The sequence below is a fragment of the Halorubrum pallidum genome (genome assembly GCF_055380345.1).
Genome location: NZ_AP043945.1, coordinates 115,833 through 128,608 on the forward strand (window position 1 = coordinate 115,833; position 12,776 = coordinate 128,608).

Here is a 12,776-nt window from a genome sequence, read left to right on the forward strand (position 1 = left end):
CTTTCCCGTGGATATAAAACCCGCGAGTTTTCCGAAAGATCGACCGTGTTAGATCGGCCGAACCAGCAATTTTCGGCCCGAACATCGTGTGGTATCATACACCACGATAGGAATAGGCGTAACGAGTGTATAAGGCACATAAAGGCCAATATCGGCGTCTCAGCCCTTGACACGGCGGGAGCGATCGACGGCCGATTCGACGGATCGAGGGGTCGACACGGTTTAGTCTCGCCCGCGGATTCAAGCGGACATGTTCGACTCAGGTGCGGCGGTCGCCGCGTCGCTCGAAGCGGGAGACGCCGACCTCGACGACACGCAGCAGCAGCCGAACGGCGTCGACCTCACGCTCGGAGCGGTCTTCGAACAGGCCGAATCGGGGTTCGTCGGCCGCGACGAGAAACGGGTCGGCGAGCGCGAGGAACTCGCGCCCGACGACGGGATCTACCGGCTGGATGCCGGAGCGTACGTGGTGCGGTACGGCGAACCGGTGCGGATCCCGGAGGAGCGGATCGGGTTCGTACTCCCGCGGTCGACGCTGCTTCGGAACTCGTGTACGCTCGACACCGCGGTGTGGGACGCGGGCTACGAGGGGGTCGGCGAGGGGCGTCTGGACGTGGGGCACGCGATCGATATCGAGCCGGGGGCGCGGATCGCGCAGTTGGTATTGGCCGAGGCGGACCACGAGGGAACCTACACGGGCGCCTATCAGGGAGAAAACCTCTGACGAGACGGGAGTCCGGTGGAATGTGATGGACGGACGGCGAGAGGCGGCGCCGCTGTTCGTCGGTCGAAAGGAACGAACGGCGCGCCCGTGCCGGAAAAAGTGGCGCGGGCGCGTCGTTCAGTAGGTCCCCGCTGACGCTTCGGCCCTCCAAGCGAAGCGTCACCCGTGACAAGCGGCGGAGAATACTTAAGCGTGCCGGGGGCGGCAGCGTTGGCGTCAGAGATGGCGGCAAAACCGAGGAAGCGACCGGCGGGCGCTCGCGAGTGCTACGGCGAGGGCGTCTCGGGCGAGGAGACGTACGCGGCGAAGTCGGAAGTCGTGATGATCCCGATCGGCGTCGTGCCGTCGACGACGGGCACGTGGTGGATCCCGTGTTCGACCATCGTCGCCGCGACGGCCGCGACGGAGTCCTGTGCACCCGCCGTGATCGGGTCGGGACTCATGTACCGCTCGACGGTCGTCTCGGCTTTCGGCTGGCTCTTGGCCACGATGTCGACGAAGTCGGTCGTCGTGAGGATCCCCACGAGTGCGCCGTCGTCATCGACGACGAGCGCCGAGCTGACGTCGTTGTCGAGCAACACCGCCGCGGCGTCTTCCACGAGCGTGTCCGGCGTCACGGTGTAGAGGTCGCTCGTCATCAATCGCGCGACGAACACGTCGTCGATATCGTCCATACCAGAGAGTCCCGCCGTCGACGTATAAGCGTTCTCACGTTACACCGTACCGCGGTACTCGTTCGGACCGCGACTCCCGAACGGAGTCGCCCCAAGCGTCATCGGAACTGCGAGAGCCCCGACTGACGGCGTGGACCGTCGCCGTCGGGGTCGGCGACCCACGCGGTTCGCGCGTCGCGCAGGCGGTCTCGATCGGTCGCCGGCGGGTCGGCCGGGTCGAACGCGGCGCAGGCCTCACCGCAGTCGCGACCCGGGTCGACGACGCGGTCGAAGCGGTCACAGCGGGGACGGCCGTCGTCGGTCGTCGCCGCGTGCACGCAGCGAGGCGGGTCGGGTCGCCATCCCTTCCCGTAGGCGCGCTCCGCGAGACGCCGCCGCTTTCGGGCCTTCGAGGCGGGATCGACGAGCGAGACGTCTGTCCGGAGCGCGCGCTCGTCGAGGATCTCGACGCCCGGTGCGTCGGGGTCGAGTCGAGTCGGTTCGCGGACCACTTCGCGGTCGCCGCTCTCGGGATCGAATCGCCAGACACCGACGTCCTCCGGGATCCGGTTGAGGTGCGCGCGCGTGACGTACGAGGCGGTCGCGAGCACGACTTCGTCGAACAGTCCGAGCGCGACGTCGTACCGCAGTTGGGCGGTCAGGTCACCCGGCGTCGAGAGGTCCGGCTTGTTCTCGATCGCCGTCAGCGATCCGAACCAGTCGTCGGGGTACCGGGCCGTCGCGCGGACGACCGGTCGGCCGTCTCGACGCTCGCGTTCGAGGTAGCCGACCTCGACCGAGCGGTCGACGACCGCGGCGGCCCTGTCTGCCGGGAGGTCAACCGCCACCGAGACGGGGACCGCCTCCCCCGGCCCGACGGCGGCCTCGATAGCGGGGTCAGGGATCCGGTCTGCGGTGATCGACGCGCGGCGGTCGAACCCGGGACCGGGCGAGAGCACGCAGACGTCGACGATCCGACCGCCGGGGTTCGTGACGCCGGCGCCCAACTGTCTCGCGACGACCGAGTCGGGCGATTCGAGCACGGCACAGAGCGCGAGCTCGAATCGGTACTCCATGCCCGTGCGAGGAGCGCCGCGGGCTAAAACGCATCGGGGTGCGAACGAGCCGAACCGCGGCGACGGCGAAACCGGTATTCCGCGTCGGTGCCAACGCCGAGTATGCGTCGGGTCACCCGGAACCTCGTCGTCGCCGTCGCGTTGGTCGTCGTCGCGCTGCTCGCGCTGGGCGCGCTCCCGAGCTATCTCGGCAGCGGCGACCCCTACTACCTCGACGCCGAGCCGATCGAGACAGACGAACCGACGGTCGACGTGACCAACGTCTCCGAGCGGCGGTACCCGTATCTCATCGGTGCGCTCACGAGCGACGACGGCCGCTCAGACGGCTACCAGACCGATCCGTACGGGATCAAAGAGCCGTTCACGCACAGCCCCTTCGACGAGATGGGGTCGCTCGTCCAACAGCGGCCGGCGGCCGCGACGACGGAGACGGCGCGCGTCCGCTACGAGGGCGAGACCTACCGCGTTGAGGTGGTCCGAGCGTGAACGACGGAGAGAGTGGAAAGGACGGGGACGGCGACGCCGACAGAGACGGAGGCGGCGACAGCGACGGGGACGGCGATATCGACAGCGACGGGGACGGCGAGGTCATCGTCGACCGCCGCGATCCCGCCGCCGACCACCGCGATCCCGCCGTCGATCGCCGCGATCCCGCCAGCGACCTCCGCGACCTTCCGGCGTTCACGGACGGCCGCACGCACTCGCTGCCCGGCGAGCCAGAGTGGCCGGTCAGGGAGGTCGTCGTCGAGTACGACGAAGGCTGGTTCGTTGGCGGCTACGACCGCGTCGAGCAGCCGGACGGCACCGAAAAGCGGTACTACTGGGCCGAGCTGTCGCCCGCGACAGTCGTGATCGCGGTAGCCGACGGTGACGTGCTGTTCGTCGAGCAGTACCGTCCCACGGTGCGAAACACGCAGTTGGAGCTGCCCGCGGGGATCGTCGAGCCCGGTGAGACGTACGCCGAGGCGGGGGCGCGCGAACTCGCCGAAGAGACGGGGTTTACACCCGACTCGACCGCGCTCTTACAGGAGGTGTGGTGTTCGACCGGCGTGCTCCGGCACAGGCGCGGCTACGTGGTCGCCGAAGGGCTCGAACCGGTCGACGTGGAGGCCGACAGCAACGAATTCCTCGAACCGCGGGCGGTGCCGATCGACGAGGCGCTGTCGCTCGCGCGTTCGCCCCCGACGAACGACGCGACGCTGGAGGGGCTGCTGTTGGCCGAGCGCGACGGATTCCTGTGATCGGCTCGCCCGTGATCGGTTCGCGTGGTACGGTTCCACTCGAAACGGAGCCCGCGTCTGGCTGACTGGCGTCTGACGCTGGCGCGACCGCTCTCGACTCGACTCCGACGCCGTCGGCGAAACAGACGTGAGACGCCCGAAAACGCCCAGTTCTGTTCACTTTCACCGCGGTGGCGGTCGTTTTAATACCAAGAGGACCCAACCGTCGTACGCCTCCCAGTGAAACCAGATCGGAGGCGGAGACACCCATGAGCGAACTGCGACAGGAAGCGGAAGCGATAGCGGAACAGTTCTCGGACCACCTCGACGTGGCCCCCGACGACGTCGAAGAACGACTGGAGACGCTCGTCGACGAGTACCGCGTGCCGCTCGACGAGGCGAGTCGGAGCGTCACCAACAGCTACCTCGAAGACGCCGGCATGGAGCGCGACGAACTCGGGCGCGGCGGCAGCGAGTCGGTCCTCGTCAACGACATCGACGAGGACGAACAGTGGGTCGACCTGCGCGTGAAGCTGGTCGACCTCTGGGAGCCCCGAAGCGACTCGATCTCACAGGTCGGGCTCCTCGGCGACGAGTCGGGCACGATCAAGTTCGTCGCCTTCGAGACCTCAGACCTCCCCGAACTCGACGAGGGCGCGTGCTATGAACTCTCGAACGTCGTCACCGACGAGTACGAGGGGAGCTACTCGGTGAAACTCAACCGGACGACCCAGATCACCGAGATCGACGAGGCGATCGAGGTCGGCGACAACGCCGACACGGTCGAGGGCGCGCTCGTCGACATCCAGTCCGGTTCCGGGCTGATCAAGCGGTGCCCAGAAGACGACTGCACCCGCGTCCTCCAGAACGGGCGGTGTTCCGAACACGGCCAGGTCGACGGGGAGTTCGATCTCCGGATCAAGGGCGTGTTGGACGACGGTGAGACGGTCACCGAGGTCATCTTCGACCGCGAGGCGACCGAGGAACTGACCGGCATGACCCTCGAAGAGGCCAAGGACATGGCGATGGACGCGCTCGACACCACGGTCGTCGCCGAGGAGATGGCCGACGACGTGCTCGGCCGGTACTACCGCGTCACCGGCCCCACGTTCCGCCGGTACGTCCTGGTCGACGAGATGGAAAATCCCGGTCGAATAGACGCAGAGAGCGCGCTGATCGAAGCGAGGTCGATATAAATGAGTCAATCAGCCCCGACCCGAGAGGTCGCCCGGCGCGTGTTCGCGACCGAGTTCAACGACGCCGGCTTCACGTTCACCGAGTCCGACGACGAGCGCGCGCCCGTCTACGCGCTGCTTCCGACGGGCGAGTCCGCCAACCGCGTGTTCTTCGTCGGCACCCTCACCGAGAAGGAGGACGTCGGCGAGGACAGCGAGTACTGGCGCGGCCGCATCGTCGACCCGACGGGAACGTTCTTCGTGTACGCCGGCCAGTACCAACCCGAGGCCGCCTCGAAGCTCCGAGAACTCGACGCGCCCGCCTACGTCGCAGTCGTGGGGAAGCCCCGGACGTACGAGACCGACGACGGCACGGTCCGCGTCTCGGTCCGCCCCGAGTCGATCACCGAAGTCGACGCGGTCACCCGCGACCGGTGGGTCGTAGAGACCGCCAACAGGACCATCGAGCGCGTCGCCGCCTTCGACGACGGGAACGAGTACGCGCGGATGGCCCGCGAGGAGTACGAACTCGACCCCGAGACGTACAAGGCCGCCGCGCTGTCGGCGCTCGAAGACCTCGACGAGAGCGACGGCGACGAACTGGCCGGCGACGGCTCCGCGGGCGACGACGACGCTCCCGCAGGCGACGATTCCGCGGTCGACGAGCCGACCGAGACCCCGGAACTGTAGCGCGCGACCGTCGAGCCGGCCGATCGGCCGGTAGAAGCCGGCCGAGCGACTGCGGCCGCGGCCCGATCGAGGGATTCGACCCCTTTTCGTGCCGGTTCCGATGCGGATCCTGCGATCGTCTGACAAACGTTTAAGTATTCTGCGCGACGATCGGTCCGATAATGGGCAACAAGAACAAGACGATCTCGTTCCGCGTCAACGAGGACGCGTTCGAGACTCTCCGCGACATCGCCGAGGAGCGAGACATCTCGCTGTCGGCGGTCTTCCGAGACTACGTGGATACGCTCGTTGCCCACGACGGACAGGTCCGGGTCGTTCCGGAGGCGGAACTGGACAGCATGGGAGAGAGCGGGGAGTCGTTCCCCCCGAAGATCGAGGTCCCGAAGAGCTTCGTCCGCGAGCACGAGCGGCTGGAGTTGGAGGCGGACCACCTCCGCGAGCAGTTAGAAGAGCACAAACGCTACGTCAACTACCTCCGCGAGCAGTTGGAGGACGGCGACGAAGAAGTGATCCAGCTGGAGGACCTCGACGGCGAGCCGGACGAACCCTCCTTCCGGCTCGGGTGAGCGGCGTCCGTGGCACCGGGAGGGGGTCCCGCGTTCCAGACGGACGATCCGGACCGCGTTCACACCGCGTCTGAGAGTAGCGGTGCGACGGAATGGGACGCAGATACGGCGATATCGGCAGAAACAGCTCCGGTCGTCGCCCGACTCGATCAAGCTCGTCGAGTTATTCCGAAATACGTTGGACGTTTCCGTACTTTGCTGGACGATTTCTGTCCATCATAAACCACGTACGAAACCAATAATACCCGGGCGGTGGACGGTTTACGTATGAACAGGTGGGTTCGGCCGTGAGCGTGTTCGACAGGCCGTACGACGATCCGGTCCGCGTACTCGACGAGGAGGGCGCGGTCGTGGGCGACGTCCCCGACGTCGACGACGAGACGCTCGTCGACATCTATCGGCAGATGCGACTCGCCCGACACTTCGACGCGCGGGCGGTGAGCCTCCAGCGACAGGGGCGGATGGGAACGTACCCGCCGCTGTCGGGACAGGAGGGAGCACAGGTCGGCTCCGCCGCGGCGCTCGGCGAGGACGACTGGGTCGTTCCGTCCTACCGCGAGCACGCCGCCGGCTTCGTTCGGGGGCGCTCGCTGAAGCGGACCCTGCTCTACTGGATGGGTCACCCGGACGGGAACCGGGTCGAGCCCGGCACCAACGTCTTTCCGGTCGCCGTCCCCATCGCCTCGCAGGTACCCCACGCGACGGGCGCGTCGTGGGCGGCGTCGCTGCGGGGAACCGACGAGGTGTTCTGCTGTTACTTCGGCGACGGTGCCACGAGCGAGGGCGACTTCCACGAGGGCGTCAACTTCGCCGGCGTGTTCGACACGCCTACGGTGTTCTTCTGTAACAACAACCAGTGGGCGATCTCGGTTCCGCGCGAACGGCAGACCCGCAGCGCGACGCTGGCGCAGAAGGCGGAGGCGTACGGGATCGACGGCGTGCAGGTCGACGGGATGGACCCGCTCGCGGTGTACCGGGTCACGGAGGCGGCCGTCGAGAAGGCGCGCGATACCGAGACGGACCGTCCGCGACCGACGCTCATCGAGGCGGTCCAGTACCGGTTCGGCGCGCACACGACCGCCGACGACCCCACCGTCTACCGCGACGACGACGAGGTCGACCGGTGGCGGAAGAAAGACCCGATCCCGCGGTTGGAGGCGTATCTCCGGTCGGAAGGGGTACTCGACGACGAGCGCGTCGCCGAGGTCGAATCGGCGGTCGAAACGCGGGTCGCCGACGCCATCGAGGCGGCGGAGTCGGCGGCGCCGCCGGAGCCGCGCGAGCTGTTCGAACACGCGTACGCGTCGGTGCCCGCGGAACTCGAACGACAGTACGACGAACTCGCCGCGCTCCGCGAGTCGCGCGGCGACGCGGCGTTCCTGGAGGAGTGAATGACAGAGACACAGAACCTCACCCTGGTGCAGGCGGTACGAGACGGACTGTACACCGAGATGCGCGAGGACGACGACGTGCTCGTGTTGGGCCAAGACGTCGGGAAGAACGGCGGCGTGTTCCGGGCGACGGAAGGGCTGTTCGACGAGTTCGGCGGCGACCGCGTCGTCGACACGCCGCTCGCGGAGTCGGGCATCGTCGGAGCCGCGGTCGGCATGGCCGCGATGGGGCTCCGCCCGGTTCCGGAGATCCAGTTCTCCGGGTTCATGTACCCCGGGTTCGACCAGATCGTCTCGCACGTGGCCCGGTTCCGCGCGCGCAGCCGCGGGCAGTTCACGGTCCCGCTGACGCTGCGGGCCCCCTACGGCGGCGGCATCCGCGCGCCGGAACACCACTCCGAGTCGAAGGAGGCCTTTTACGCCCACGAGGCGGGGCTGAAGGTCGTCGTCCCCTCGACGCCGCACGACGCGAAGGGGCTGTTGGCGGCGTCGATCCGCGACCCCGACCCCGTGATCTTCCTCGAACCGAAGCTCATCTACCGGGCGTTCCGCGAGGCGGTACCCGAGGAGCCGTACACCGTCCCGATCGGCGAGGCGGTCACGCGGCGCGAGGGCGACGACGTCGCCGTGTTCACCTACGGCGCGATGACTCGCCCGACGCTTGAGGCCGTCGAGACGCTCGCCGAGGAGGGAATCGACTGCAGTGTCGTCGACCTCCGCACCGTCTCCCCGCTCGACAGGGAGGCGATCGTCGAGGCGTTTGAGGCGACCGGCCGAGCGGTCGTCGTCCACGAGGCACCGAAGACGGGCGGACTCGCCGGCGAGATCACTGCGATCATCCAAGAGGAGTCGCTGTTGTACCAAGAGGCCCCGATCGGTCGGGTGACCGGCTTCGACGTGCCGTACCCGCTGTACGCGCTGGAGGACTACTACCTCCCGACGGCGGCACGCATCGAGGACGGTATCAGGGAGGCGGTGGAGTTCTGACCATGACCGTCAAGGAGTTCACGCTGCCCGACGTCGGCGAGGGAGTGGCGGAGGGCGAGCTCGTCACTTGGCTCGTCGCGCCCGGCGACCGCGTCGAGGAGGACCAACCGGTGGCGGAAGTGGAAACCGACAAGGCGCTCGTGGAGGTGCCGTCGCGGTACGACGGCGTCGTCGAGGAGCTGTTCGTCGAGGAGGGCGACGTCGTCCCCGTCGGCGACGTGATCATCTCGTTTCGAGTCGACGAGGGCGAAGAGAGTGACGGCGAGTCGGCCGCCGCGGCCGGCGGGGGGAACGCGACCGAGGAGTCGGACGACACGCCCGAATCAGACGTCGAACTCGAATCAGACGCCGAACTCGAATCCGACGGTGAGCCGGAGCCCGCCGTTGCCGCCGGCCGGACGTTCGCTCCGCCGTCGGCACGCCGGCTCGCGCGCGAACTGGGCGTCGAGATCGATGCCGTCGACGGAAGCGGTCCCGGAGGGCGAGTGACCGAGGCCGACGTGCGAACGGTCGCCGAGAGCGGTTCGGGGAACGGCGACGGAGACGCGGTCGTCGGCGACCGCGACGAGGCTCCGACCCCGCGATCTGACCCCGGCCACGCGGACGAGAGGAAGACCGCAGTTACGAAGCGGAGCGGGGAGAAAACCACGGGAATCGCAGAGGCCGCACCGGAACCAGCCGACCGCGAGACTACCCTCGCGACGCCAGCGACTCGAAAGGTCGCCCGCGACCGCGGCGTCGACGTCGACGACGTGCCCACAGAGGAGACCCGCGACGGAGAGGCGTTCGTCACCGAGGCGGACGTGCGCGCGTACGCCGACGCGCTGGAGGCGAGCGAGGCGACGGGCGAGACCGGTGTGACCGGATCGGGCGAGGAGACGGCGTCGCCGAGGGCGGTCGACTTCGACGCCACCGCGTCCGCGACGGTGGGCGCATCTGCGGGCGACTCGGAGTCGACGAAGGGAACCGTCGCCGACGCCACCGCGGAGACGGCCGCCGAGCCCGCGGAGACGATCCCCTACCGCGGCGTGCGTCGCACGATCGGCAAACAGATGGAGCGGTCGAAGTACACCGCGCCGCACGTCACGCATCACGACACCGTCAGGGTCGACCGGCTCGTCGAGGCCCGCGAGCGGCTGAAACCCGCCGCCGAGGAACGGGGCGTGCGACTCACCTACATGCCGTTCGTGATGAAGGCGATCGTGGCGGGGCTGAAAGAATACCCCGTGCTCAACAGCGAACTGCGCGAGGACGACGAGGAGATCGTCTTGAAGAGGGAGTACAATCTCGGGATCGCCGTCGCGACCGACGCCGGGCTGATGGTTCCCGTCGTCGAGGACGTGGACGAGAAGGGGCTCTTCGAACTGGCCGACGAGATCGCGGACCTGGCGGCGCGGGCTCGGGACCGGACGCTGAAGCCCGGCGAGATGAAGGGCGGCACGTTCTCCGTCACCAATTTCGGCGCTATCGGTGGGGAGTACGCCACGCCGATCATCAACTACCCCGAGACCGCAATCGTGGGCCTCGGAGCCATCGAGGAGCGTCCCGTCGTGCGCGAGCGCGACGGCGGAGGGGTCGGCGGTGACGGGGCCGGGAGCGGAGACGCGGTCGGCCGCGGGAGCGGCAGCGAGGTGGTCGCCGCCCCGACGCTGCCGCTGTCGCTGTCGATCGACCACCGCGTCGTCGACGGCGCGGTCGCAGCCGAGTTCGCGAACACAGTCATGGAACACCTTGAACACCCGCTGTTGCTCTTGAACGAACAATGGTAGTCGGAGACGTCACGACGGGAACGGAGGTACTGGTCATCGGCGCGGGACCGGGCGGCTACGTCGCCGCCATTCGCGCCGCACAGGAGGGGCTCGACACGACGCTCGTCGAGAAGGACGCCTACGGCGGCGCCTGTCTCAACCGCGGCTGTATTCCCTCGAAGGCGCTCATCACGGGCGCGGGGCTGGCCCACGAGGCCGGCAACGCGGAGTTCATGGGGGTCCACGCCGACCCCGCAGTCGACCTCGGCAAGATGATCGAGTGGAAAGACGGCGTGGTCGACCGGCTCACCGGCGGGGTCGAGAAGCTCTGTAAGGCCAACGGCGTGAACCTGATCGAGGGGACCGCGTCGTTCGTCGACGAGCACACCGTCCGCGTCGCGCACGGCGGCGACGGACAGGGTTCGGAGTCGATCGCGTTCGAGCACGCGATCGTCGCGACCGGGTCGCGGCCGATCCGGATCCCCGGCTTCGACTTTTCGGACGACCACGTCTGGAGTTCGGCCGACGCGCTCGACGCCGATGCGGTTCCCGACCGGCTCGGAATCGTCGGAGGCGGCTACATCGGCATGGAACTGGCGACGACGTTCGCCAAGCTCGGGGCCGACGTGACCGTCGTCGAAATGCTCGACGATATCCTCGATCCCTACGAAGACGACGTGAAGCGGCTCGTCCGGAAGCGCGCAGAGGAACTCGGCGTGGAATTCCGCTTCGGCGAGGGCGCGAGCGGCTGGTCCGAGGGCGGCGACGGTGGGTATCTGCTCCACACCGAGACGGAGGACGGATCGGAGTCCTCGTACCCGGTCGACAAGGTCCTCGTCGCGGTCGGCCGCCAGCCCGTCACCGACGGTCTCGACCTCGAAAACGCCGATATCGAGACGGACGACCGCGGGTTCGTCGAAACGGACGATCGGACCCGGACCACGACCGATCACGTCCACGCGGTCGGCGACGTCGCGGGCGATCCGATGCTCGCGCACGCGGCCTCGAACGAGGGGATCGTCGCCGCCGAGGTGATCGCGGGCGAGCCGGCTGCACTCGACCGACAGGCCGTCCCCGCAGCCGTCTTCACCGACCCCGAGATCGGCACGGTTGGGATGACCGAGGCCGAGGCCGAGGCGGCCGGGTTCGACCCCGCGGTCGGCGAGATGCCGTTCAACGCCTCCGGCCGCGCCATGACGACCGGCCACACGGAGGGGTTCGTTCGGATCGTCGCCGACGAGGAGACCGGGTTCGTGCTGGGTGGACAGATCGTCGGCCCCGAGGCGTCCGAGCTGATCGCGGAGGTCGCGCTCGCGGTCGAGATGAGCGCGACGCTCGAGGACGTCGCGGCGACGGTCCACACTCACCCGACGCTCGCAGAGGCGGTGATGGAAGCCGCGGAGAACGCCCGCGGACAGGCGATACACACGCTGAACCGCTGAGGCCGTCGAGCCAGAAAACGGAGTGAGCTACGCGGACGCCTCGTATCCGACGTCCTCGACCGCGCGCACGAGCGCGGCGAGGTCGGCGTCACCCTCCACGATCGCTGTGTCGCGCTCGCGGTCCGCACGCGCGTCGGTGACGCCGGCGACGCCCGAGAGCGCCTCCTCGACGCTCTGCTCACAGTGATCACACGACATCCCTTCGACGGTGATGGTTCGGCTCATGCGTGAGTCGATACGGGACCGAGGAATTTGTGAGTTTTCGCTTCGATATCGGTTCTCAGATCCCGTGTGAGTTTCGATTCGAAAGCCTCGACGGCAACGATTTATACCTGCCGCGTCTCGGGTCGGCCATGCGCGATCTGGACGAGACCGACGTGGAGATCCTCTCGCTGCTGGCCACGGACGCCCGCCGGCCGTTCAGCGAGATCGGCGAGCGCGTGGGGCTGTCCGGCCCGGCGGTGTCAGACCGCGTCACGCGACTGGAGGAGACCGGCGTCATCGAAGGGTTCACCGTCGACGTCGACCGAACGAAGCTCCGCGGTGGCGTCCCCGTCATGGTCGACGTCGACCTCGCGGTAGACGCCGGCGCGGATTCCGACTCAGAGCCGCTGGAGGCTGCCCGTGAGCGCCTCCGCGACGCCAATCCCGTCGAACACGTGTTCATCACTGCCGAGGGCGATCTCCGGTTTTACGCCCGCGTCGAGGGACGAACCGTCCGGGAGTGGCTCTCCGGGACCTTCGAGGGGGTGCCGGTCGACGACTGGACGGTCACGCTCGTCGACGAAGTCGAGTGGACCCCCTCGATCGACGGCGTCGAGTTCGCGCTGACCTGCGCGGAGTGTTCGAACACGGTCGACAGCGAAGGCGAGACGGCCCGAATCGACGGCGAAGTGTACCACTTCTGTTGTTCCTCTTGTCTGTCGCGGTTCCGCGATCGCTACCAGCGGCTGGAAGAGGGCGCGTGACGCCGAAGCGATCCGCGGGTCGGATCGGATCGCCGTCGATCGGTGGGCGAATCGACGTCAAGCCGGCGGCAACCCCCGGCGTGATCCCGGCTATCCAAAATAACCGTTTCAGCCGCGTTAACCGGGACACAATCCG

The 12,776-nt window shown here is 68.0% G+C and carries 14 protein-coding genes; 11 read left to right on the top strand and 3 right to left on the bottom strand.

Annotated features, from left to right (window positions below; all coding sequences use genetic code 11):
* The first annotated feature begins 250 nt into the window (after window positions 1-250).
* The gene (locus ACZ45C_RS02175; RefSeq protein WP_460561730.1) at window positions 251-724 is read left to right on the top strand and encodes a deoxyuridine 5'-triphosphate nucleotidohydrolase; all 474 of its coding nucleotides are present in this window, start codon (window positions 251-253) and stop codon (window positions 722-724) included.
* Window positions 725-990: 266 nt separating this feature from the next.
* On the opposite strand, the gene ACZ45C_RS02180 is transcribed toward ACZ45C_RS02175, so the two are convergent.
* The gene (locus tag ACZ45C_RS02180) at window positions 991-1,398 is read right to left on the bottom strand and encodes a CBS domain-containing protein (RefSeq protein ID WP_460561732.1); all 408 of its coding nucleotides are present in this window, start codon (window positions 1,396-1,398) and stop codon (window positions 991-993) included.
* 98 nt (window positions 1,399-1,496) lie between these two features.
* Window positions 1,497-2,453 (bottom strand): DUF5787 family protein, encoded by a 957-nt coding sequence (locus tag ACZ45C_RS02185; RefSeq protein ID WP_460561734.1) that lies wholly within the window; start codon window positions 2,451-2,453, stop codon window positions 1,497-1,499.
* Between the two features lie 102 nt (window positions 2,454-2,555).
* Between ACZ45C_RS02185 and ACZ45C_RS02190 the strand changes: the two genes are divergently transcribed.
* From ACZ45C_RS02190 to lpdA, 9 genes are all read left to right on the top strand, one after another.
* Window positions 2,556-2,939, top strand: coding sequence for a hypothetical protein (locus ACZ45C_RS02190; RefSeq protein ID WP_460561736.1), 384 nt, complete (start codon window positions 2,556-2,558; stop codon window positions 2,937-2,939).
* A 104-nt stretch (window positions 2,940-3,043) separates the two neighbouring features.
* Window positions 3,044-3,694, top strand: a complete 651-nt coding sequence (locus ACZ45C_RS02195; protein ID WP_460561816.1) for an NUDIX hydrolase — start codon at window positions 3,044-3,046, stop codon at window positions 3,692-3,694.
* Between the two features lie 248 nt (window positions 3,695-3,942).
* Complete coding sequence (locus ACZ45C_RS02200; RefSeq protein WP_460561738.1) at window positions 3,943-4,869, top strand: replication factor A; 927 nt, start codon at window positions 3,943-3,945, stop codon at window positions 4,867-4,869.
* Window positions 4,870-5,538 carry an RPA family protein gene (locus ACZ45C_RS02205; protein WP_460561740.1) on the top strand — a complete coding sequence of 223 codons (669 nt, stop codon included), beginning with the start codon at window positions 4,870-4,872 and terminating at the stop codon, window positions 5,536-5,538. It abuts the gene before it with no gap.
* A gap of 161 nt (window positions 5,539-5,699) precedes the next feature.
* Window positions 5,700-6,104 (top strand): hypothetical protein, encoded by a 405-nt coding sequence (locus tag ACZ45C_RS02210; protein WP_004048800.1) that lies wholly within the window; start codon window positions 5,700-5,702, stop codon window positions 6,102-6,104.
* Between the two features lie 287 nt (window positions 6,105-6,391).
* Entirely contained in the window at window positions 6,392-7,495 is a 1,104-nt protein-coding gene (gene pdhA, locus ACZ45C_RS02215) for a pyruvate dehydrogenase (acetyl-transferring) E1 component subunit alpha (protein ID WP_460561742.1), read from the top strand.
* Entirely contained in the window at window positions 7,496-8,482 is a 987-nt protein-coding gene (locus tag ACZ45C_RS02220; RefSeq protein WP_460561744.1) for an alpha-ketoacid dehydrogenase subunit beta, read from the top strand.
* Window positions 8,483-8,484: 2 nt separating this feature from the next.
* Window positions 8,485-10,251, top strand: coding sequence for a dihydrolipoamide acetyltransferase family protein (locus ACZ45C_RS02225; RefSeq protein WP_460561746.1), 1,767 nt, complete (start codon window positions 8,485-8,487; stop codon window positions 10,249-10,251).
* Window positions 10,245-11,672 carry a dihydrolipoyl dehydrogenase gene (gene lpdA, locus ACZ45C_RS02230; protein WP_460561748.1) on the top strand — a complete coding sequence of 476 codons (1,428 nt, stop codon included), beginning with the start codon at window positions 10,245-10,247 and terminating at the stop codon, window positions 11,670-11,672. The genes ACZ45C_RS02225 and lpdA overlap by 7 nt, the downstream gene beginning before the upstream one ends.
* 27 nt (window positions 11,673-11,699) lie before the next feature.
* On the opposite strand, the gene ACZ45C_RS02235 is transcribed toward lpdA, so the two are convergent.
* Window positions 11,700-11,897, bottom strand: coding sequence for a heavy-metal-associated domain-containing protein (locus tag ACZ45C_RS02235; RefSeq protein WP_460561750.1), 198 nt, complete (start codon window positions 11,895-11,897; stop codon window positions 11,700-11,702).
* 128 nt (window positions 11,898-12,025) lie between these two features.
* Here ACZ45C_RS02235 and ACZ45C_RS02240 point away from each other — a divergent pair, with 128 nt between their 5' ends.
* Window positions 12,026-12,640, top strand: a complete 615-nt coding sequence (locus tag ACZ45C_RS02240; RefSeq protein ID WP_460561752.1) for an AsnC family transcriptional regulator — start codon at window positions 12,026-12,028, stop codon at window positions 12,638-12,640.
* Window positions 12,641-12,776: the final 136 nt, after the last annotated feature.